Below are 22,144 nucleotides of genomic sequence, written 5' to 3'. Positions count from 1 at the left end.
CAAGGGAAGGTGACATCTATGAAAATATACAGGGTAATGGTCGTTGATGATTCTGCTTTTATGCGGAAAATCATAGCGGATTTAATTGACGAGGATAAAAGATTAGAAGTTGTGTATAAAGCAAGGGATGGGGTAGATGCATTAGAGCATCTATCTACCATACAACCGGATGTCATCACGATGGATATCGAAATGCCTCTAATGAATGGGATGGAAGCATTACAGAAGATTATGGCTGTAAGACCTACTCCCGTCATTGTATTAAGTACATGGGGTGACACCGACACTACCATTCGTGCCCTTCAACTAGGAGCTTTTGACTTTGTATGTAAACCATCTGGCAGCATTTCTTTAGATTTATCGTCGGTAAAAACATTATTAATACAGAAGCTACTTGCTGCAGGCAAAAGTGAAATGAAAACATTAGCGAAGGACACGAAAACAGTAACGAATGAGGTTCATCACTGTGAAGAAGAAGTGTCATTCCAACATCATAATGATAACGAAGTGAGATCTATTGTTGCTATTGGAGCTTCCACAGGTGGGCCAAAAGCTTTACAGCAAGTGCTTACTAGTCTACCAAAGTATTTTCCAGCTCCCATTGTGATTGTTCAGCACATGCCTGCTAAATTCACGGCATCTTTAGCGAATAGATTAAATGCAGGTTGCTCACTCCATGTAAAAGAGGCAGAACAAGGTGAACCTCTATTAAATGGAAAAGTGTACATTGCACCTGGTGATTATCATATGGAGGTTGTAGAGCGGCCTGCTCGTCACTACACCATTCAATTGAATCAAAATGAGCAGTGTTGTGGACACAGACCTTCTGTTGACGTATTGTACGAGTCTTTATATACACTACAACATGTAAAACGATTGTTAGTTATTATGACCGGTATGGGAAGCGATGGAGCTCAAGGAATGAAAAAATTAAAACAGCTAGACGATGTAGGTACGATTGCACAGTCAGAAGAAACATGTGTAGTGTATGGTATGCCTAGATCTGCAGTAAGACTTGATGTCGTCGATCATATTGTTCCACTGGAGCACATTGCAAGCAAAATCAGCCTATTTCTAAAATAAGAAAAAAGCTTTAGCTTAAGGAGGTGCGAGCGTTTTGGATATCAATCAGTATTTACCTATGTTTATAGAGGAGACCACGGATCATTTGCAATCAATGAATGATATGTTATTGCAATTGGAAAGTGACCACTCTAATCTCCAAATCGTTAACGATATTTTTAGATCAGCGCATACGTTAAAAGGAATGTCTGCAACCATGGGTTTTAATGATATTGCAGATTTGACTCACGAAATGGAAAATGTGTTAGGACAAGTGAGGGAAAAACAACTTGCAGTCTCATCCACACTTTTTGATTTGTTCTTTTCAGGTTTGGACAAATTAGAGCAAATGTTACAGGATGTTATAGATGGTGGACAAGGCAAGTTAGATAATACTGAATTAATTGCAAACTTACGATCGCTGAATGACAGCAGTCAACAATCGATGTCAAGTAGTCAGCAAGACGAACTGGATGAATATCAGAAACAAGTGTTGATACAAGCACTTGAGAGTAATATGTCCGTTTTTTATTTAACTGTTCAATTAGAATCATCCTGTCAATTAAAAACAGCAAGGGCATATATGGTTTTTAACCAGCTAGAAAAAAGCGGAGAAATCATCCACTGCATACCTTCTGTAGAACATATCGAACAGCAATTATGGGAAGAAACAGAACTTCGAATTTATTACATAGGGAATACGAACCAACAAAAATTACAAGATGAGATATATCAAATATCAGAAATAAAATCTGTTCAATGTGAACGCTTAAAGATGGATCAATTGAAAAAGGATGCATCCAAAAATGAGCTAGAGGAAACAGAACAAAAAGATAAATCTACTACATCTAAGGGCAATCAAAAGCAAGGTGGCGTTGCAGGTAAAACGATTAGAGTAGATATTGAACGATTGGATCAATTAATGAACTTATTTAGTGAGATGCTCATTGATCGAGTTCGGTTACAATCCATGGCTGAAAGTATCGGGGATAGTAATTTAACGGAGACAGTCGATCACATGTCCAGAATTAGTGTTCAACTGCAAGATATCGTATTAAAACTTAGAATGGTAACCATTGATTCTGTGTTTAGTCGATTCCCGCGCATGATTAGAGATATTGCAAAGCAACTGAATAAAAAAGTAGATCTCGTCATGGAGGGTGCAGATACGGAGTTAGATCGTACACTAGTCAATGAAATTGGAGATCCTTTAGTACATTTACTGCGAAATGCTATTGATCATGGTATTGAAAAGGCAGAAGATCGGTTGGCAAAAGGGAAAGACGAAGTAGGAAAAATATTTCTTCGCGCCTACCATAGTGGAGACAACATTTTTATAGAGATCGAGGAAGATGGGGCAGGAATTGATCCAGAGAAAATAAAATCTTTGATCGTGGAACGTGGCATCTTAACGGAAGAGGTTGCTAACGAATTAAAAGATGAAGAAGTATATCCGTATCTCTTTCATGCAGGATTTAGTACAGCGGAAAAAGTAACAGATTTATCTGGAAGAGGCGTAGGATTAGATGTCGTCAAATCTAAAATCGACGCTCTTGGTGGAGATGTTTCTATTGAATCTGCTTTGCAAAAAGGGACGAAATTTACTATTCGTTTACCACTAACTCTATCTATCATCACTGCCATTCGAATTGTAGTTAGTGATGAAAAATACGTATTGCCTATTACATCTGTCATTGAAACGGCAGCTATAAAAAAAGATCAAGTCAAAAATGTACATGGCATAGAAATGTATGCTTATAGAGACATGCTAATACCAGTAATATATGTACACCGTATATTTGATATTGTAAAAAAACCATCTAATAACGATGATTTGGACATTGTCATTATTCGTAAAGGAAAAAAATATGCTGCACTAGTAGTCGATGAAGTACTAGGTCAACAAGAAATAGTCATTAAATCGTTAGGTCAGTATTTAACGAATGTGCCATATATATCTGGAGCAACCATATTAGGAGATGGAGAAGTTTCACTTATCATCGATCCTAACTCATTTATCAGTTAAGGAAATGGATAAATAATAAGGATTACATTCATATATCGATGTCTTTATATCATATAGTCAACAGCATAACCTAACCCTAAGGAGGGAGTAACATGGAAGTTAAAGTAGTCGTGTTTGCACTTGGGAGTGAAAGATACGGTGTCGAAGTAGAGAAAATAAATACGATTGAAAGAATGATGCCGATGACACGTGTACCTAAGACACCAGCTTTTGTAAAAGGAGTTATCAATTTAAGAGGGGTAGTGACTCCTGTTATCGATCTAAGAGAGCGTTTTGCCTTAGCGATGAAAGAATATGATGAAAACAGTCGCATTATTATCGTTTCTGTGGAAGAGATGGAAGTAGGATTAATCGTAGATAGTGCCAATGATGTAATAGAAATAAATGAAGAAGAGATTGAAGACCCTCCAGAAGTAGTAGGAGGAATTAAAGCAAAGTATTTACGCGGTGTTGCTAAACTGCAAGATGATCAGTTGCTCATCATGTTAAATTTACATGAAGTATTAAATAGAGAAGAAATTATTCAACTCGAAAATATTGAGGAGTAAAGAGCCTATGCATCCACCAGAAAATGTTCCAGCACATCAATTAGATATATTGAAAGAATTGGGTAACATCGGATCTGGTCATGCAGCTACTGCATTATCACAGTTACTTAACAAAAGGGTAGATATGCAAGTGCCGTTTGCTAGATCGTTATCTTTTAATGAAATTGTTGACATTGTTGGCGGCGCAGATCATATTGTGGTGGCAATATATTTACGAATGGATGGAGAAGCACCTGGTAACATCTACTTCATTCTTGAAGTGGATTCAGCTAAGCGGTTGCTAGCCCATTTTACTCAAATTCATAGTGCAAATAACAAAGAGTTTACCACGTTAGAGTACTCTGCATTAAGTGAAATCGGTAACATATTAGCTGGGTCTTATCTCACCTCTTTAATGGAATTGACGAATTTATATATGTCACTTTCTGTCCCTCAAATCAACATTGATATGGCAGGAGCTGTACTCAATGATGGTTTGATACCATTTGGGACAGTGGGAGATCAAGCTTTGTTAATTGATTCTACATTTAAAGATGGGAAACAAGATTTTGATGCTAGATTTATTCTTATTCCAGATCCTAGTTCCTATGAAAAAATATTTTTGTCGTTAGGAGTAGCTATGCATGAATGAAAAAACAGTCATTCGAGTTGGAATGGCTGAACTAAAAATCGCTACATCACCGCACATCTTAAGAACGTCTGGATTAGGATCCTGTGTTGGGATGGCTCTGTATGATGCTAGCGAACGCATAGGCGGGATGGTGCACATCATGTTACCTACATCCAAGATCGCACGAGAAACTGACCCTAACCCAGCCAAATATGCTGATTTAGCAGTTCCAAAATTGATGGATGAACTCATAAAGTTTGGTGCTAAGCCTAGCAAAATTAAAGCAAAATTAGCGGGTGGAGCTCAAATGTTTGCTTTCAAATCGGAAAGTGAAATGATAAAAATAGGTTTGCGTAATGTAGAGATGTGTCACAACCTTTTAAAACAAATGAGCATTCCAATTGAAGGTGAAGATGTAGGTGGCAATAGTGGCCGTACCATTGAATTACACATGGATACTGGAAAACTAACGATAAGCACCGCAAATAAATTAATAAAGGAATTGTAGAATATGAGAAAAAAAATATACTTCAGCTTAATTATAGCAGTGATTACTTTTTTATTTATTCTTTTCATTTCTCTAGCTAGAAATCCTTTATCTACTACTTTGCGTAGCAGTGTTTATGGATTTGCAGTTTCATTTGTCATCATGTTTATCAGTAATCTTTTTATTTCTACATTTTTGAAAAAAGAATCAACAAACAATGAAGAAGAAGTAACTAGCGGAAGTGTTATCGACTTTACAACACCAGAAGATGAACTGAATCATAATACGATACAATCTGAGATGAATGAAAACAAAACTCAAAACGATAAGGATGATCAAAGTAAACAGAATAAAAACGACTTTACACCACTACACTTACCTAAACTAGCGAAAAAAGAAAAAGAAATTTCAGAAAGAGATTTGGTGAATGGTGTACGTCAAATGTTAAATGAGTAAGGAGGGAATGATGTTTGATGAGACATGCTAAGCAATTGGATATATCTACAGATCACTTATGGCAAGAGTGGAAGTATAACGAAGATGCTGAAGCACGGAATGATCTCATAGAGAACTATATACCTTTGGTGGATTATGTGGCTAGTAGAATGGCGATTGGATTACCTTCCAATGTATCACGTGATGATCTTCATAGTTATGGTATTATGGGATTAATAGATGCCGTTCATAAATTTGATATTACTAGAAACTTGCAATTTGAAACATATGCTTCATGGAGAATTAAAGGTGCCATCATTGACGGATTAAGGCAAGTAGATTGGGTGCCAAGATCTGTACGTGAAAAAGCAAAAAAAATGGAGGAAGCATATCGTATACTGGAACAAAAACATTTACGAACCGCAACAGATGAGGAGATTTGTGAATATTTAGAAGTAGATAAAACTCAGTTTCATCAAATGTTGCAAGACATTTCCTTCATCGCGGTTAGTTCGCTAGAAGAGCCAATCGCTAGTGATGAGATGGAAACGAAAATAACGATGCTAGTAGATGAAAAAGGAAAAAAACCTGAACATGCTGTAAAAGACGTTTATTTAAAAGAAATGTTGTCTCACGCTTTAAAACGACTGACGGAAAAAGAACGAATGGTTGTTTCTCTACTATATTATGAAGATCTTACGTTGAGTGAGATTGCAGAAGTGATGTCATTAACTCCTTCACGTATATCTCAGCTTCACTCCAAAGCTATACTTCGTTTGCGTGGATCCTTGAGTAGACAAAAACAACAATTAATGTTCAATGATTAACTATCATGAAGAGGGTGTGAACGAAAGATGGGAAAATCTATCGATGATTATTTACAAATAGAAATATCCGTGGATGAATACAACGCATTATTAACTTGGATCATTCCACCAGATGATGACTGGTCTTTTACGATTCAAGAACTACAAGATTGGCTTGCCAACAAAAAAATTGTCTATGGTATTTCTACAGAAGCATTAGCTAATATCGTTATTGATCCCTCTTATTATGGTAGCAAACGTATCAAAATAGCACAGGGTAAAAAACCAGAACAAGGTAAGAATGGAGAAATTCATTATTTGTATGCTCACCAAGAAAGCATACATGCTCCCATGCAACTTGATGATGGGAGTGTGGATTATAGAGAAGTAAGAACGCTCGCAAATGTAAAAAAAGGACAAGCGATAGCACGTAAACTTCCTCCTAAGATGGGTGAGCCAGGACAAACGATAACAGGAAAAACGATACAGCCCACTAAAGGCATGGAAGCACATTTTAAATTAGGTAAAAATGTGGTGACCAATGAAGATAATACAACGTTATACGCTGCTATCGACGGGTTAGTTACGATAGGAGAAGACGGTGTTGTACATATACTTCCTTTACTTGAAATTAATGGGGATGTTGATTATACGATCGGGAATATTGAATTTGTCGGTCACGTTATGATTACTGGTAGCGTGCTTCCTGGTTTTAAAGTGAAGGCAGAAGGTAATGTACATATAAGAGGCAATGTTGAAGGAGCTATCGTAGAAGCTGGTGGTTCGATTGAAATTAATGCGGGTATTTTAGGGAAGAAAAAAACAACAATTCAATCTGGTAAGGACATCAAAACCGTATTTATTCAAGATGCTAATGTACATGCCAAAAACAATATTATCGTTACACAAAGCATTATGCACTCTCATGTCAAAGCAGAGAATCAGATTATTTGTACAGGTGTAAGAGGGTTTATTATAGGTGGCTTAATTCAGGCTGGTGAAAAAGTGAGAGCGAACCAAATCGGGAACATCATGTCTACACCTACAGCTATTGAAGTTGGCGTTATCACAGATGTGAGAAATGATATTTACATCTATAAAGAAAAATATGAACATGCTGTAAGTAACTTGAACAAACTCAATCAAGCTCTAGCGATGCTAAATCAACAAATATCCAATGGACAATCTGTTTCAGAAAAATTAAAAATGAAAGTAAAGTTAACGAACACCTATGCACAAACGAAGCAGGAAGTTGAAGATTGTAAGCAAAAGCTAGATGTATTAGAGGGCGCGTTAAAAGGTTCAAATAAAGCAGTAATTGAAGTGGTATCCAAGATTTATGGAAACACCAAGTTATCTATGGGTAGACAGAAAAAAGATATAAAATTGGAAATGGAAAGAGTTACTTTTTTCTTAGATGAAGGTATAATTAAAATGAGGACGAAAGCCTAACGTAATGAACAAAGAAGCTTAACTCAAATGAAAGGATTGATGATTGATAATGAACTTGAAACCGATCGAACTACAAGTGACTTTATCCCGCATGCAAGATGCTGCTCATCATCAAAAAAATTCAAATGATAAGCCTGTTTTGGATCAAGAGCGATTAGCGATGCAAGTCGAAAAAGAGCAACGGCTTGCAAAAGAAAAAAGTGTAGAAGTGGATGAAACGGATCATGCGATGATAAGAGATAACCAACAACAACAAGGAAAAGATAATAAAGACAATGTAGAGCAAAAAGAAGAAAATGAAGAAGACAAAAAGGAAGAGGAACAAGCAGCTTCTCATCCTTTCAAAGGGAAACATGTAGACTTAAGTTTATAAAAAGTCATCCATATATCGAATATCATCATTAAGGAAGCAAAAGGAGAAGAAGTCTATATGGCATCAATCGAGAGTTGGCAAATCATCGCATTAATTGGAGTGTTCATTTTCCTTGTTACACTTACATTTCCCAACAAACAAAAACATAATGGACAAGCTATGCAACACACACATGATCAATTTGGGGAAATAAAAGAGGAAGTGAACAAGCAAAGTGTACAGTTGTCTCAGCAATTGCACCAATATCAGCAGGAATTATCTCAATTATGGTTAAATGTTGAAGCAGTGGAAGAGAAATTAGTACATATCACGACTGCTATAGATGATCATCATAAAGAGCAGCAAAAAAACTGGGCTGAGTTTAAAGCAAGAACGGTAAATACAAACACCCAGCAAGTCAAAACAAATGAAAATACAGTTGCCAATACAGGTTTACGAGATAGATACAGTTCTTTATTTCAACTATATGAATCCGGAAAGTCTATTGATCAAATTTGTAAACAACTTGAAATGGAATCAGGAGAAGTGCAACTAATTATAAGGTTGTCACAGCAGGAGGGGCGAGCTAAACATGATGAATTATAAAGTTTGGCTTCGGGGCTTTGCAGCTGGTATGGTGCTAAGCTCTATTTTGTTTGCCATTACGACGTCAGATGAAGATGTGCCTGAGAAAGCAGATGATGCTGGTAGTGTCAGTGCAGCAGGTGATGCAGTCATCTATCCCGAAGATCAAGTCATGTACACGGAAGATCAAGTACAAGAGAAATTAAAAGTAGAAAGAGAGCGTGTTTTAGCAGAAATCGATGTCAATCATCCTAGTCAGATGCAAAGTATTGTAGCCATTCAGAATGGGGTGAGTGCACAAGAAGTGAGTTCCATGTTAGAACAAGTAGGTCTTATTGAAGATCAAACTTCTTTCTTATCTTTAATGCAAGACATGAAACTAATCTCGAAAATTAAAGTAGGCGTATATACTTTTAACGGGGAACCAACAGAGGTAGAAATATTGCAAAAGATAGTAGGTCAGTCAACATGGGATCAAGCAAACCAAGGCTCTTAGCAGTAGTCGACATAAATAAAATACATGATAACGATAAAAATATGTCATAAAGATCAGCATAATAAACAACATGTTATTGCATCGCTTATATAGTTATGGTATATTAATTTTTGGTGTTATATTACACACGCCTCTGAACTCTGTTATAGGTGCTTCTACCTTAGAAGTTGTAGTGGAGGATGAAAGTGGCGGAGGATAAAAAAACCTTAGAGGAGGAAATTAAATAATGGGTGTTATTTCAATGAAACAGTTGCTGGAAGCTGGGGTTCACTTCGGGCATCAAACAAGACGCTGGAATCCAAAAATGGACAAATATATCTTTACAGAAAGAAACGGAATCTACATCATTGACTTGCAAAAAACAGTTAAAAAAGTAGAGGAAGCTTACAATGTCATTAAAGACATTGCTTCACGTAACGGTAAAGTATTATTTGTAGGTACGAAAAAACAAGCACAAGATTCCGTAAAAGAAGAAGCAGAACGTTGCAACATGTTCTACATTAATCAAAGATGGTTAGGTGGAACATTAACAAACTTCGGTACGATTCAAAAGCGTGTAGAGCGTTTGCACAAATTAGATCGCATGGAGATAGACGGAACTTTTGATGTACTACCGAAAAAAGAAGTTGTTCTTTTGAACAAAGAAAGAGCAAAACTAGAAAAATTCCTAGGCGGAATTAAAGAAATGAAAGAACTTCCAGATGCATTATTCGTAATCGATCCTCGTAAAGAGCGCATTGCAGTAGCGGAAGCTAAAAAATTAGGTATTCCAATTATCTCTATCGTAGATACAAATTGTGATCCTGATGATGTGGATCATGTAATTCCTGGAAACGACGATGCTATTCGTGCTGTTAAATTGCTTTCATCTAAAATGGCGGATGCAATTATTGAAGCTAACCAAGGCGAGCAAACAACAGCTTAATATACGGACCTAACTTATGAGGGTAGTCGGAAGGTTTTTACCTGATCACTGCCCTTTTTTCAAGACATGGTGATGGAATTTTTTATTTTAATACCCTAAAGGAGGACGTTAAATCATGGCAGTAACCGCAGCATTAGTAAAAGAGTTAAGAGATAAAACAGGAGCAGGGATGTTAGACTGCAAAAAAGCGCTTGAAGAAGCAAACAACGATGTGAAAAAAGCATCTGAAATACTTAGAGAAAAAGGATTATCTGCAGCAGCTAACAAAGCAGGCAGAATCGCGTCAGAAGGTTTGGTTGAATCCTATATCCACGCTGGTGGACGTATCGGTGTGTTAGTAGAAGTGAACTGTGAAACAGATTTCGTTGCAAAAAATGAAACTTTCAAACAGTTCGTTAAAGATGTAGCAATGCACGTTGCAGCTGCTAATCCAAAATACGTAACAAAAGAAGAAGTTCCAAATGAAGATCTGGAAAAAGAGCGTGAAATCTTGAAACAACAAGCATTAAACGAAGGAAAACCTGAAAAAATCGTTGAAAAAATGGTTGATGGTCGTATGGCTAAATTCTTCGAAGAATATTGCTTGATGGAACAACAATTCGTTAAAGATTCTGACAAAACGATTTCACAATTGTTGAACGAAATGGTAAGTCACATTGGAGAAAACATTTCCATTCGTCGTTTTGCAAGATACGAACTTGGTGAAGGATTAGAAAAGAAAGAAGAAAACTTTGCAGAAGAAGTAATGTCACAAGTAAAGTAATAAAATGAATGCATAGATTGTACCCTTAGGAGACACGTCGTGTTTCCTTCTTTTTTAAAATAATGAACATATACTTACACAACAAATGGAGGTTTGATTCTTGACAAAACCTAAATATGATAGAATTGTACTAAAGCTGAGTGGTGAAGCATTGGCTGGCGATATTGGGTTTGGTATTGAAGCGAATATGATGACATCCATTGCCAGTCAAGTAAAAGAAGTAGTAGACCTTGGTGTAGAAGTTGCCATCGTCGTTGGTGGTGGCAATATTTGGCGAGGTATTTCTGGTAGCAGCAAAGGTATTGACAGAGCGACTGCAGATTACATGGGAATGTTGGCAACAGTCATGAATTCTTTAGCACTTCAAGATGCTTTAGAAAAAATTGAAGTTCCTACAAGAGTCCAGACTTCAATAGAAATGAAGCAAATTGCAGAACCTTACATACGCAGAAGATCCATTAGGCACTTGGAAAAAGGAAGAGTAGTCATTTTTGCTTCTGGAACAGGTAATCCTTTCTTCTCCACAGATACGACAGCAGCGTTGAGAGCGGCAGAAATTGAAGCTGAAGTGATCTTAATGGCAAAAAACAATGTTGACGGCGTATATTCATCCGATCCGAAAAAAGATCCAAATGCGAAAAAGTTGGACTCTTTAACGTATTTAGATGTGCTGAATCAAAATTTAGGCGTGATGGATTCTACAGCCTCTTCACTATGTATGGACAATAATATTCCATTGATTGTGTTTTCTATCACGGAAAAAGGAAACATTAAACGTGTTGTTCTAGGTGAAAAAATTGGAACAAATATTAAAGGGAGTGTATCATAATGGCTGAATCAGTTAAAAAAAATGCAGTAGAGCGCATGGATAAAGCGATTGCCGCATTAAAAAAAGAATTAACTTCTTTAAGAGCAGGAAGAGCGAATCCTTCTATATTGGACAGAATTGAAGTGGATTATTACGGTGCAACTACACCATTAAATCAACTTGCTAACATTAGTACTCCTGATGCTAGATCTTTGCTTATTCAACCGTGGGATAAATCTTCTTTGCCTCTTATCGAGAAAGAAATATTAAAATCTGATTTGGGATTGACTCCGTCCAATGATGGCACGAATATTCGTATTACGATCCCACAATTGACAGAAGAGCGCAGAAACGAATTAGTTAAGCTAACGAAAAAGATCGGTGAAGAAGGTAAAGTAGCCATCCGTAATATTCGCCGTGATAGTAATGATGCCATTAAGAAATTAGAAAAAACGGAAATTACGGAAGACGAATCACGTCGATATCAAGAAGAAGTTCAGAAATTGACAGATCAATACATTAAAAAAGTAGATGAAAATCTTGTAGAAAAAGAAAAAGAGATTTTGGAAATATAACTCAACATGCCCCGATGAAACGGGGTTTTGTATATGCTATGCATTCATGGGGGAAATAATTATGTGGACATGGAAGCGTTGGCTGAAGCGATCTTCCGTTACGGCCGAACAAGTGAAAAGTAACGGTTCCATACCAAGTCATATTGCCATCATTATGGATGGAAATGGTAGGTGGGCTAAGCGGCGTGGGCTACCACGTTCTGCTGGTCATCGAAGTGGTATGAAAAATGTAAAACATATCGCACAAGCAGCTAATAAAATTGGTGTTGACGTATTAACACTATATACATTTTCAACGGAAAACTGGAAAAGACCACAAGATGAAGTGGACTATCTGATGAAACTGCCAGAACAGTTTTTTGAAATTGAAATCAAAGAGCTAGAAGAAAATAATGTGCAAGTTCAAATGATAGGAGATATGGAAGGCTTGCCCGACCATACACTTAAACCTATTCAACAATCAATAGAACGAACGAAAAATAATACCGGAATGATATTGAACTTTGCTGTAAATTATGGAAGTCGTACAGAAATGGTTGCAGCAATCAAACAATTGGCAAAAAAAGTGAAGGAAGAAGAAATGGAATTGGAGCAAATTAATGAAGAGTATGTTTCGCTTCATTTGCAAACTAAAGATTTACCAGACCCAGATCTGTTAATTCGTACAAGCGGCGAACAGCGCATTAGTAACTTTTTACTATGGCAGCTTGCTTATACGGAATTTTCTTTTTCACCTTTATACTGGCCTGATTATAAAGAACAACATCTTTATGAAGCAATAGAACAATTTCAAACGCGTGGAAGAAGATATGGGGGCTTGTAATATGGGACAGCGAGTATGGACAGGCATTTTAGCAGCGATCGTTTTCTTAAGCTTATTATTTTTTGGAGGCACATCCTATACCATTCTTTTATTATGTTTGTCACTAATTGGTTATTTTGAATATGTTAGATTAGTGGGTCTCTCTTCGCGCAATCAATATGCATCATGGATCGGGTATGTTGGCATGTTGTACTTTGTCATACCATGGAAAGAGTGGGAGATAAGTATGATTTCGCCGTTATACTTCATATGGATCATGATGTTTTTGTTCATGTTTGTTACGGTCATCTCCAAAAATAAATTACATATCGAAAAAGTTGCCTATTTATTTTTAGGTATTATATATATCGGAGTGGGTTTTCAGTCCATGTTAAGCGTTCGTCTTGTTTCTGAGGAAGGTATACTATGGTCATTTCTTATATTTTCTAGCATATGGATGAATGATATCGGAGCTTATTTTGCAGGAAGTTATTTAGGTAAAAGGTTGCTGTGGCCAACCATTAGTCCGAAAAAGACAGTGGAAGGTGCACTAGGAGGTCTGTTACTATCTATCGTTACTTCTATCGTATTTTATGTGATTTTTCCCGACACCATTGATTTTGTTTCTGCATTGACTGTAGGTATCATTGCTGGAATATTTGGACAAGCAGGGGACTTAATACAGTCTGCTTACAAGAGAAAGTTTGGAGTAAAAGATTCAGGAAAAATTTTGCCCGGTCATGGTGGCATATTAGATCGCTGTGATAGTTGGCTTATCGTCTTTCCTGTCGTTTATTTTTTAATTTTTTAAACGTGTATAAGTTGTCATTTTACATGAAAGTAATACAACCAATAGCATGTATGGTAAAGATGTAGAAGATATTATCGTAAATCTTAACTGGAGAAAATGATAATGAAAAAAATTAGTATTCTTGGATCTACTGGCTCAATTGGGACGCAAACACTAGACGTCATATCGTACTATCCACATCTTTTTCAGGTGGAAAGTTTAGCAGCAGGGACAAACTTACGTCTTCTAAAAGAGCAAATAACACAATATCAACCGAAATTAGTTGCAGTTTCGACATCAGAGCTAGCTATCGAACTTAAAAACGAACTGAACAATGAAATAGATTATCCTGTTGAAATTATGCACGGAATGGAAGGGTTGTTGGCTGTAGCCACGTATTCAAGTGCGGATTTTGTCGTTTCTGCATTAGTTGGCAGTCTTGGTCTAAAGCCTACCTTTGCAGCGATCAAAGCAGGAAAAACAGTCGGTCTTGCGAATAAAGAGTCTTTAGTGAGTGCAGGTCATCTGGTTACACAAGCAGCGAAAGAACATGGTGTGGATATTCTTCCGATCGACAGCGAGCATTCCGCCATTTTTCAAAGCTTACATGGTGGAAAGCAGGATGAAATACACAAAATAACGATTACTGCCTCTGGAGGGGCTTTTCGTGACTTGAATCGAGATCAATTGAAAGATGTGACTCTAGAACAAGCGCTAAAGCATCCTAATTGGGCGATGGGAGCGAAGGTAACCATTGATTCTGCTACGATGGCGAATAAAGGATTGGAAGTCATTGAAGCTCATTGGTTATTTGATATTCCATATGAAAACATTGATGTGCTAATACATCCGCAGAGTATCGTACATTCTATGGTGGAATTTAACGATGCTAGTGTCATCGCACAACTCGGTATCCCAGACATGACTGTGCCTATACAATACGCATTATCTTACCCAGATCGAATTCCAACTGGGAAAGACAACAGATTAGATCTTGCTGCAGTAAGTCGATTAGATTTTAGAGAAGCAAGCTTTGATCGTTATCCAGCACTGCGTCTCGCTTATGAAAGCGGAAAAGTTGGTGGAACTGCGACAACGGTGTTTAACGCAGCCAACGAAAAAGCAGTGGCATTATTTATGGAAAAAAGAATACCTTTTTTAAACATCGAGTATATTGTAGAACAAGTTCTACACCGGCACGATGTGAAATTTGCCCCATCATTAGAAGAAATTGAAGAAGTAGATCGTTGGGCAAGACATGCAGCGCTTGACTTCGCACAAGTTTAATGATGACTAGAAATGTTTGTGATCTTGAAATACACCATCGTGAGACTCAAATCATAAGTGGATTTTTTCCTCTTTTTGAATTGGTTAATTTTAATGTTTTTGTATGCTTGTCATTCATTATAGTATAATGTTACATTAATAGCATGTATGCAAAAGTAAGGAGGCTTATAAGGTGACAATAGAAGGTATTTTATTAACAGCGTTAATGTTTATGCTTATCGTTGGCATACACGAATGGGGACATTATTATTTTGCAAAGAGAGCAGGTATACTTGTTCGTGAATTTGCTATTGGATTTGGACCTAAAATATTTTCGTATAAAAAAGATGAAACGAGATTCACCTTTCGCCTTTTTCCTATCGGCGGTTATGTGAGAATGGCAGGAGAAGATCCTGAATTACTCTCTGTTGAAAAAGGGCAGACCGTTGGATTAATGTTAAAAGATGAAAAAGTGACTCGCATATTTGCCGATGAGTTTGAACATCGTACAGATTGCCTTGTTGGTACGATTACAAATGTCGATCTAGAAGACAGTTTACAAATACAATTGGATTTAGATGGTGAACTTCATACGTATGATGTACATCCACAAGCAATGATTATGTCTAAGAAGACAGAAACACAAATTGCTCCTAGGGATCGCCAATTCGGAAGTAAATCCGTTGGCAAAAGAGCAATGACTATTTTTGCTGGGCCAATGATGAATTTTATATTGGCATTCGCTTTACTCCTTGTATTTACATTTATGGTGGGTGTCCCTACTGGAGAGAAAACGTTATTGATCAATGATATAACTGCAGATTCAGCAGCAGATGAAGCAGGTTTACAAAAAAACGATGTGATATCTAGTGTGAACGGGGAACAGTTCAACACAGAAAATGAAGTGACGTTGAGAGAGATGATTATCGCTTCTCCTGAACAAGAAATGGAATGGGTTGTCATTCGAAATGAGCAAGCGATCACTTTAACGGTCACTCCAAAAGATGTAGATGGCAATGGCTTAGTTGGGATTACGATGGGACAGCCAATGAAAACGCCTGATATTATTTCCGGTGTTCAGCAATCTGCGATTACGATGGGAAATATGTTCAAATTTAGTTTAGAACAAGTGAGAGAACTTATAACATTCAATGTGAAACTAGATGAACTTGGTGGTCCTGTTCGTATTACAGAAGAGACTGGGAAAATATATGAAACGTACGGTTTAGATCGCTACATTATGTTTGCTGCATTTTTTAGTTTATGGTTAGGTGTGTTAAATTTAGTACCTTTCCCTGTATTAGACGGAAGTCGCCTATTATTCTTAGGGATAGAAGCGGTCAGAAGAAAACCGATTGATCCATCCAAAGAAAATTTAGTTCACTTAATTGGATTTGCGATGTTAATGGTGTTAATGATCGTCGTAACATATAACGACTTATTTAGATTATTTAAAGGTTAGTTGGAGGTTAATCATGGGTAAAAATAAAAAGTTTGTTTCGGAAATTACACCACAATCAGAAGATTTTTCCAAGTGGTATATCGATACGATTAAAAAAGCAGATTTAATGGACTATTCTCCTGTGCGCGGATGTATCGTATTTAAGCCTGAGGGATATGAAATATGGGAATTAATTCAGCGTGAATTGGATCAAAAATTTAAAGATACAGGGCACCGCAATGCTTATTTTCCAATGTTTATACCAGAGAGCTTTTTTCAAAAGGAAAAAGAACATGTGGAAGGGTTTAATCCTGAACTTCCATGGGTTACAGAAGCAGGTGGAGATATATTAGAAGAAAGGTTAGCCATCCGTCCTACTTCCGAAACGATGGTGGGTCATATGTATGCGAAATGGATTCAGTCTTATCGTGATTTGCCTCTAAAAATAAATCAATGGGCTAGTGTTGTGCGTTGGGAAAAAAGAACGCTACCGTTCTTAAGAACGAGTGAATTTTTATGGCAAGAAGGCCATACTGCACATGAAACAGAAGCAGAAGCACGTGAAGAAGCGATGCAGATTCTTGAGATTTACCGAGAATTTGTTGAAAACTTCCTAGCTATTCCTGTCATTGTGGGGGAAAAGACACCTTCAGAAAAGTTCCCTGGTGCGAATAATACGTATTCCGTTGAAGCAATAATGAAGGACGGAAAAGCTGTTCAAGCTGGAACTTCTCATTACATGGGTACGAGATTTGCGGAAGCATTTGATATTCAATTTTTAGATCAGAACAATGAACAGGCATATGCTCATACGACTTCTTGGGGAGTAAGTACGCGCTTAATTGGTTCCCTTATTATGGTACACGGCGACGATAGAGGTTTAAGCTTGCCGCCAAAAGTGGCTCCAACACAAGTGGTGATGATACCAATCGGACCAGCAAAAACGAGAGAACAAGTGACAGCAAAAACGAATGAACTATACAGTCAGTTGAAGGCTGCAGGCATTCGTGTCAAAGTAGATGACAACCCAGATCAAAGTCCTGGTTGGAAATTCAACGAATATGAAATGCGCGGTATTCCGTTAAGAATAGAATTAGGACCACGTGACATGGAAAATAATCAAGTCGTTGTCGTTTCCAGAGTTTCTGGCGAGAAAAAGATGATTTCTCAGGACAACCTTGCTGAACAAATTTTACACATGCTTGATGACGCTCAACAGCAAATGTACAACAAAGCAAAGCAATTTTTGGATGAGCGATACACTTCTGTCGATACGTTAGATGAATTAAAGCAACAAATAGAAGAAAATCGCGGATTTTATTTAGCTGGTTGGTGTGGATCGGCTTCTTGTGAGCATCAAGTGAAAGAAGAATCTGGTGCTACTTCTCGTAATATACCATGCGAAGTGAAAGATTATAAAAGTAAATGCCTCGTTTGTTCGGAAGAAGCAAAGCATAACGTTGTATTTGCAAGAGCTTACTAAAAAGCACATAAGTAGCTTACTACGTGATACTATCTATCTCTTGCAGATGATGTAGCACATGTAAAATAGTTAGGTCTAGGGCATGGGGAAACCTTTGCCCTATCGCTTTTTTGGGGAGGAAGTCATGAGTAACCACTTAGGGAATAAAGAAAGATTTCAGGTTTTAATGCAGCAAGCCAACATACCAGCGCAAGTGCAGCAGGAACATTTTCACGATGCCAGCATTAAACATGTGCTTTGTGGTACAACCGAAAATACATGGGAAATTCATGTGAATAAAGAGCAACTTATATCGCCTGACATATACCGAGCGTTTTATATGAAAGTACAAGATGCTTTTTCTCATATCGCCAAAGTTTCGTTTGTTATGCATTTTCAGCAAGTACAAACAAGCGAAGTCATTCAAACTTTTTGGCCACTTTTTGTGGAATGGATTCAACATAAGATGCCCTCTATTAATGGGTGGATACTAAAAGCTACAATTAAAGCAGCAGATGATACGCTTGAAGTATGTTTGTTGGATCAAACGGGATTACAGCTTGCCAAGAAAAAAGAAATGGACAAGCAAATTCAATTTTTCTACAGACAATACTTTCAACTGAATATCAAAGTAACCTTCTGTGTCAATGAGAGCAGTGAACAGCATTTCGAGGCGTTTGCAGAACAGATTGTACAAGAGGAGCGCAGTGCTACACAGGAAATGATGGCTGCTGCTACAGAAGTAGTGACAACGATAGAAAGTGATGAGCAAGAAGCACTGTCTTTTGGTTATGAAATCAAAGAAGCACCAGTACCGATACAAACGGTACTAGAGCCAGCTAAAAGAGTTATATTACAAGGTACGATATTAAAACTAGAAGAGAGAGAATTACGTACAGGCAATACGTTAATTCAATTTCTACTTACAGATTTTACAGACACGATGCAATGTAAGATTTTTGTGAAAAATAAAGACGACTTGAAACAGTTAAAGCGATTAAAAGATGGTACTTGGGTTGTGGCTAGAGGTAAGGTAGACTACGATACGTTCATGAACCCACCAGAATTAAGTTTTATGCCAATGGATGTGCATGAAATCAAAGCACCTAAGCCACGTATGGATGAAGCGGAAGAAAAAAGAGTAGAGTTTCATTTGCATACAAGTATGAGCGCAATGGATGCCGTAACTTCTGTGAAAGAGTATGTGAAAACGGCGGCGGATTGGGGTCACAAAGCGATAGCGATTACCGATCATGGCAACCTTCAAAGTTTTCCAGATGCTTTTCATGCTGCTCATAAATATGGAATGAAAGTAATTTACGGTGTAGAGGCAAATGTCATCGATGATGCGATTCCTGTTGTGGAACGTCCATTAGAGATAGATTTAAAAGATGCAGAGTATGTCGTATTTGATATAGAGACGACAGGATTATCGGTTACAAAGTCCAAAATTATTGAAATCGGTGGAGTGAAAATGAAAGGTGGTAAAGAAATTGACCGCTTTTCCGAATTTATCGATCCACATGAAAAAATTCCGTATCATATCACGCAATTAACAAACATTACGGATGATATGGTGAAAGGTGCACAAGAACTAAAGCCCGTGTTGGAGCAGTTTGTTGCATTTGCAGGTGATGCTGTACTCGTAGCACACAATGCTAGATTCGATATGGGATTTATGCAGGCAAATTTAAAAGAAAATGGCTTAAGCCCTTTTACTAACCCTGTGATTGATACACTAGAATTTGCTAGACTGCTTTTCCCTACGATGAAAAATCATAGACTAAATACCTTATCAGATAAATTTAAAGTGAGCTTAGATAATCATCATAGAGCGATAGATGATTCGATTGCCCTAGGTTTTATTTTATTCCACCTCATTAAAGAGGCAGAAAAGCAAGCAATGGTTACGCTTAGTGAATTAAATCGGGATGTCGGTAAAAACTATAAGACTGCTAGACCTTTTCACTGTTGTATTTACGCAAAAGACTTAGTAGGAAAGAAAAACTTATATAAACTCGTTTCGATGTCCAATACGGAATACTATCATCGTGTTCCACGTATTCCGAGAAGTAAGCTAACTGAATTTAGAGAAGGACTTCTTGTATCTTCTGGTTGTGAAAAAGGGGAACTGTATGAAGCGGTTTTAAATAAATCGCTTGAAGAAGCAGAACAAGTCGCACAATTTTATGATGTACTAGAGGTGCAACCTTTAACGACCTATATGCATCTTGTAGAAAAAAATCTAGTTCGTGACTTGCAGCACATTAAAGAAACGCATCAAACTATCTTGGATATCGGGAAAAAATATAACAAACCCGTCATCGCTACAGGGAACGTTCATTATTTAAATGAAAACGACAAACTGTTTCGCGATATTACGATTTTCGGTATTACTGGTTTTAGCCCGTTAAAAGATCAAAAGAAGCCAGATGTTCATTTCCGTACGACAACAGAAATGCTGGATGAATTTAGCCATCTGGATAAACAAACGGCATATGATATCGTCGTGACGAATACGAATGCATTAGCAGACCAATTTGAAGATATAGAACTGTTTCCTAAAAAGCCATTCTTTCCTGTTATTGAAGGAGCGGATGAGGAAATTCGTCAGACGTGTTACGCCACAGCAGAACAGATTTATGGTAATCCATTGTCTGATGTCGTAGTCAAGCGTTTGGAAAAAGAACTAGAACCTATCATTAAGTATGGATTTGCAGCGTTGTATCTAATATCTGAAAAACTCGTCAAAAAATCTAACGATGATGGTTACTTAGTAGGTTCACGGGGATCGGTAGGTTCATCTATCGTGGCGATGATGCTAGGCATTTCAGAAGTTAATCCGCTGCCACCACATTATACGTGTTCACAGTGTAAGCATAGTGAATGGTTTACAGATGGCAGTGTAGCTAGTGGATTTGATTTAGATAACAAAGATTGCCCAACATGTGGTCATGCTTTAAAAGGAGAAGGGCAAGATATTCCGTTTGAAACATTCCTAGGTTTCAAAGGAGATAAAGTTCCCGATATTGATTTGAACTTTTCAGGGGATTACCAGCCTCATGCTCACAATTATACGAAAGTACTGTTCGGTGAAAAAAATGTGTATCGTGCGGGAACCATCGGTACGGTAGCAGACAAAACAGCCTTTGGTTTTGTAAAAAAATACGCGGAAGAAAAAGCAAAAACGTGGAGAACTGCAGAAGTGGTTCGTTTAAGTACAGGATGTACGGGAGTGAAACGAAGTTCAGGACAACATCCAGGAGGTATCGTTGTTGTTCCAGATTATATTGAAGTCGAAGATATTACGCCTATTCAGTTTCCTGCTGACGATACAACATCGGAATGGAAAACGACCCACTTCGATTATCATGCTTTCGATGCCAATCTACTTAAATTAGATATTCTCGGACATGATGATCCAACGATGATGCGTATGTTATATGACTTAACGGATGTGAATCCACTTTCCATCCCGATGAATGATCCTAAAGTCATGAGTATCTTTTCTTCGACGAAGGCGCTTGATGTCACACCAGAGAAAATTCGAACGCCTGTAGCCACGTATGGTATTCCAGAGATGGGAACGAAATTTGTTAGACAGATGTTAGATGAAGCAAAGCCAACGTCATTTTCTGACCTGTTGCAAATTTCAGGACTGTCACACGGTACTGGGGTTTGGTTAGGTAACGCGCAAGAATTAATTAAGAACAAAACATGTACAATCAAAACCGTTATTGGTTGTCGTGATGACATCATGTTGTACTTAATTTATAAAGGTGGCATGGAAGCGGGACTCGCTTTCAAAATTACGGAAAGCGTCCGTAAAGGTAAAGGGCTTACCGATGAATGGATTCAAATGATGAAAGAACACAATATCCCGAACTGGTACATTAACTCGTGCTTGAAAATAGAGTATATGTTTCCTAAAGCGCATGCGTCTGCTTACGTTATTTCCGCTGTTCGTACCGCTTTTTATAAAGTGTATCATCCAATTTCTTTTTACGCAGCGTATTTCTCTATCCGCGCAGAGGATTTCGAAATCGAATTGCTTTGTCAAGGTTATGATGCCATATTAAAAAGGCTGAAAGAAATAGAGGAAAAAGGGTTTCAAGCATTGCCAAAAGAAAAAGCAATGATCAGTGTGCTAGAGATGGCGTTGGAAATGACGTCACGAGGATTTAGCTTTCAGTCCATTGATTTATATCGTTCTCAAGCTAGAAAATTTCTTATCGATGGAGATAGTCTTATTCCTCCATTTTCGGCCATTCCTGGTGTCGGCATTAACGCAGCACATAACATTGCAGAAGCGAGCCAAGAAGGGGACTTTTTGTCGATAGAAGATTTTAGAAAAAGAACGAAAGCGTCGAAAACCGTCATCGAGATATTGCAATCGTTAGGATGCTTTAGAGGGTTGCCAGAAACGAATCAGCTATCGCTATTTTAAGCGCTG

Annotated in this window: 21 protein-coding genes; all 21 read left to right on the top strand. The window is 37.5% G+C overall.

From position 1 onward, the window contains the following. The first annotated feature begins 18 nt into the window (after positions 1-18). The 21 genes from D1Z92_RS03250 (at position 19) to D1Z92_RS03150 (ending at position 22,138) form a co-directional block, all read left to right on the top strand. Positions 19-1,083: a protein-glutamate methylesterase/protein-glutamine glutaminase gene (locus D1Z92_RS03250; RefSeq protein ID WP_128894223.1), complete on the top strand. Its 1,065-nt coding sequence runs from the start codon at positions 19-21 to the stop codon at positions 1,081-1,083. 34 nt (positions 1,084-1,117) lie between these two features. Further along, positions 1,118-3,088: a chemotaxis protein CheA gene (locus tag D1Z92_RS03245; protein ID WP_128894222.1), complete on the top strand. Its 1,971-nt coding sequence runs from the start codon at positions 1,118-1,120 to the stop codon at positions 3,086-3,088. Positions 3,089-3,180: 92 nt separating this feature from the next. Then, positions 3,181-3,636, top strand: a complete 456-nt coding sequence (locus D1Z92_RS03240; RefSeq protein ID WP_128894221.1) for a chemotaxis protein CheW — start codon at positions 3,181-3,183, stop codon at positions 3,634-3,636. Positions 3,637-3,643: 7 nt separating this feature from the next. Then, entirely contained in the window at positions 3,644-4,267 is a 624-nt protein-coding gene (locus D1Z92_RS03235) for a chemotaxis protein CheC (protein WP_128894220.1), read from the top strand. Continuing rightward, positions 4,260-4,754 (top strand): chemotaxis protein CheD, encoded by a 495-nt coding sequence (locus D1Z92_RS03230; RefSeq protein ID WP_128894219.1) that lies wholly within the window; start codon positions 4,260-4,262, stop codon positions 4,752-4,754. The genes D1Z92_RS03235 and D1Z92_RS03230 overlap by 8 nt, the downstream gene beginning before the upstream one ends. Positions 4,755-4,757: 3 nt before the next feature. Then, complete coding sequence (locus D1Z92_RS03225) at positions 4,758-5,189, top strand: hypothetical protein (RefSeq protein ID WP_128894218.1); 432 nt, start codon at positions 4,758-4,760, stop codon at positions 5,187-5,189. A gap of 17 nt (positions 5,190-5,206) precedes the next feature. Next, complete coding sequence (locus D1Z92_RS03220; protein ID WP_128894217.1) at positions 5,207-5,995, top strand: sigma-70 family RNA polymerase sigma factor; 789 nt, start codon at positions 5,207-5,209, stop codon at positions 5,993-5,995. Positions 5,996-6,022: 27 nt separating this feature from the next. After that, positions 6,023-7,426 (top strand): flagellar assembly protein A, encoded by a 1,404-nt coding sequence (locus tag D1Z92_RS03215; RefSeq protein ID WP_128894216.1) that lies wholly within the window; start codon positions 6,023-6,025, stop codon positions 7,424-7,426. 49 nt (positions 7,427-7,475) lie between these two features. Further along, positions 7,476-7,799: a hypothetical protein gene (locus tag D1Z92_RS03210; protein WP_128894215.1), complete on the top strand. Its 324-nt coding sequence runs from the start codon at positions 7,476-7,478 to the stop codon at positions 7,797-7,799. 57 nt (positions 7,800-7,856) lie between these two features. Further along, positions 7,857-8,384, top strand: coding sequence for a DUF6115 domain-containing protein (locus D1Z92_RS03205; RefSeq protein WP_128894214.1), 528 nt, complete (start codon positions 7,857-7,859; stop codon positions 8,382-8,384). After that, on the top strand, positions 8,371-8,859 hold the full coding sequence (locus D1Z92_RS03200; protein ID WP_128894213.1) for a hypothetical protein: 489 nt from the start codon (positions 8,371-8,373) through the stop codon (positions 8,857-8,859). Before D1Z92_RS03205 ends, D1Z92_RS03200 begins: the two co-directional genes overlap by 14 nt. Positions 8,860-9,085: 226 nt before the next feature. Beyond that, a complete protein-coding gene (gene rpsB / locus D1Z92_RS03195) occupies positions 9,086-9,784 on the top strand; it encodes a 30S ribosomal protein S2 (protein ID WP_128894212.1) in 699 nt (232 codons plus the stop codon). Between the two features lie 115 nt (positions 9,785-9,899). Then, the gene (gene tsf / locus D1Z92_RS03190; protein WP_128894211.1) at positions 9,900-10,547 is read left to right on the top strand and encodes a translation elongation factor Ts; all 648 of its coding nucleotides are present in this window, start codon (positions 9,900-9,902) and stop codon (positions 10,545-10,547) included. Positions 10,548-10,647: 100 nt separating this feature from the next. Then, positions 10,648-11,376 carry a UMP kinase gene (pyrH, locus tag D1Z92_RS03185; RefSeq protein ID WP_128894210.1) on the top strand — a complete coding sequence of 243 codons (729 nt, stop codon included), beginning with the start codon at positions 10,648-10,650 and terminating at the stop codon, positions 11,374-11,376. Beyond that, a complete protein-coding gene (frr, locus tag D1Z92_RS03180; protein WP_128894209.1) occupies positions 11,376-11,930 on the top strand; it encodes a ribosome recycling factor in 555 nt (184 codons plus the stop codon). The genes pyrH and frr overlap by 1 nt, the downstream gene beginning before the upstream one ends. A 61-nt stretch (positions 11,931-11,991) precedes the next feature. Next, the gene (uppS, locus tag D1Z92_RS03175) at positions 11,992-12,753 is read left to right on the top strand and encodes an undecaprenyl pyrophosphate synthase (RefSeq protein ID WP_128894208.1); all 762 of its coding nucleotides are present in this window, start codon (positions 11,992-11,994) and stop codon (positions 12,751-12,753) included. Between the two features lies 1 nt (position 12,754). After that, positions 12,755-13,543: a phosphatidate cytidylyltransferase gene (locus tag D1Z92_RS03170; protein WP_128894207.1), complete on the top strand. Its 789-nt coding sequence runs from the start codon at positions 12,755-12,757 to the stop codon at positions 13,541-13,543. Positions 13,544-13,645: 102 nt separating this feature from the next. Continuing rightward, entirely contained in the window at positions 13,646-14,809 is a 1,164-nt protein-coding gene (locus D1Z92_RS03165) for a 1-deoxy-D-xylulose-5-phosphate reductoisomerase (RefSeq protein ID WP_128894206.1), read from the top strand. A 172-nt stretch (positions 14,810-14,981) separates the two neighbouring features. After that, complete coding sequence (gene rseP, locus D1Z92_RS03160; protein ID WP_276318860.1) at positions 14,982-16,250, top strand: RIP metalloprotease RseP; 1,269 nt, start codon at positions 14,982-14,984, stop codon at positions 16,248-16,250. Between the two features lie 13 nt (positions 16,251-16,263). Then, positions 16,264-17,712 carry a proline--tRNA ligase gene (gene proS / locus D1Z92_RS03155; RefSeq protein WP_128894205.1) on the top strand — a complete coding sequence of 483 codons (1,449 nt, stop codon included), beginning with the start codon at positions 16,264-16,266 and terminating at the stop codon, positions 17,710-17,712. A 124-nt stretch (positions 17,713-17,836) separates the two neighbouring features. Further along, positions 17,837-22,138 (top strand): PolC-type DNA polymerase III, encoded by a 4,302-nt coding sequence (locus D1Z92_RS03150; protein ID WP_128894204.1) that lies wholly within the window; start codon positions 17,837-17,839, stop codon positions 22,136-22,138. Positions 22,139-22,144 lie beyond the last annotated feature (6 nt).

This window comes from Longirhabdus pacifica, assembly GCF_004115085.1.
GTDB lineage: Bacteria > Bacillota > Bacilli > Paenibacillales > DSM-105158 > Longirhabdus > Longirhabdus pacifica.
Note: the sequence above shows the minus strand (reverse complement) of the source record. Positions and strands in the feature narration are given on the sequence as shown.

Excerpts from the sequence above, each read along its gene's own strand:
- proS (WP_128894205.1), top strand. The coding sequence starts at position 16,264 with ATGGGTAAAAATAAAAAGTTTGTTTCGGAAATTACACCACAATCAGAA.
- rpsB (WP_128894212.1), top strand. The coding sequence starts at position 9,086 with ATGGGTGTTATTTCAATGAAACAGTTGCTGGAAGCTGGGGTTCACTTC.
- D1Z92_RS03170 (WP_128894207.1), top strand. The coding sequence starts at position 12,755 with ATGGGACAGCGAGTATGGACAGGCATTTTAGCAGCGATCGTTTTCTTA.
- D1Z92_RS03205 (WP_128894214.1), top strand. The coding sequence starts at position 7,857 with ATGGCATCAATCGAGAGTTGGCAAATCATCGCATTAATTGGAGTGTTC.
- frr (WP_128894209.1), top strand. The coding sequence starts at position 11,376 with ATGGCTGAATCAGTTAAAAAAAATGCAGTAGAGCGCATGGATAAAGCG.
- D1Z92_RS03230 (WP_128894219.1), top strand. The coding sequence starts at position 4,260 with ATGAATGAAAAAACAGTCATTCGAGTTGGAATGGCTGAACTAAAAATC.
- D1Z92_RS03240 (WP_128894221.1), top strand. The coding sequence starts at position 3,181 with ATGGAAGTTAAAGTAGTCGTGTTTGCACTTGGGAGTGAAAGATACGGT.
- D1Z92_RS03220 (WP_128894217.1), top strand. The coding sequence starts at position 5,207 with ATGAGACATGCTAAGCAATTGGATATATCTACAGATCACTTATGGCAA.
- D1Z92_RS03150 (WP_128894204.1), top strand. The coding sequence starts at position 17,837 with ATGAGTAACCACTTAGGGAATAAAGAAAGATTTCAGGTTTTAATGCAG.
- D1Z92_RS03250 (WP_128894223.1), top strand. The coding sequence starts at position 19 with ATGAAAATATACAGGGTAATGGTCGTTGATGATTCTGCTTTTATGCGG.
- tsf (WP_128894211.1), top strand. The coding sequence starts at position 9,900 with ATGGCAGTAACCGCAGCATTAGTAAAAGAGTTAAGAGATAAAACAGGA.
- uppS (WP_128894208.1), top strand. The coding sequence starts at position 11,992 with ATGTGGACATGGAAGCGTTGGCTGAAGCGATCTTCCGTTACGGCCGAA.
- D1Z92_RS03225 (WP_128894218.1), top strand. The coding sequence starts at position 4,758 with ATGAGAAAAAAAATATACTTCAGCTTAATTATAGCAGTGATTACTTTT.
- D1Z92_RS03235 (WP_128894220.1), top strand. The coding sequence starts at position 3,644 with ATGCATCCACCAGAAAATGTTCCAGCACATCAATTAGATATATTGAAA.
- D1Z92_RS03210 (WP_128894215.1), top strand. The coding sequence starts at position 7,476 with ATGAACTTGAAACCGATCGAACTACAAGTGACTTTATCCCGCATGCAA.
- D1Z92_RS03215 (WP_128894216.1), top strand. The coding sequence starts at position 6,023 with ATGGGAAAATCTATCGATGATTATTTACAAATAGAAATATCCGTGGAT.
- D1Z92_RS03200 (WP_128894213.1), top strand. The coding sequence starts at position 8,371 with ATGATGAATTATAAAGTTTGGCTTCGGGGCTTTGCAGCTGGTATGGTG.
- D1Z92_RS03165 (WP_128894206.1), top strand. The coding sequence starts at position 13,646 with ATGAAAAAAATTAGTATTCTTGGATCTACTGGCTCAATTGGGACGCAA.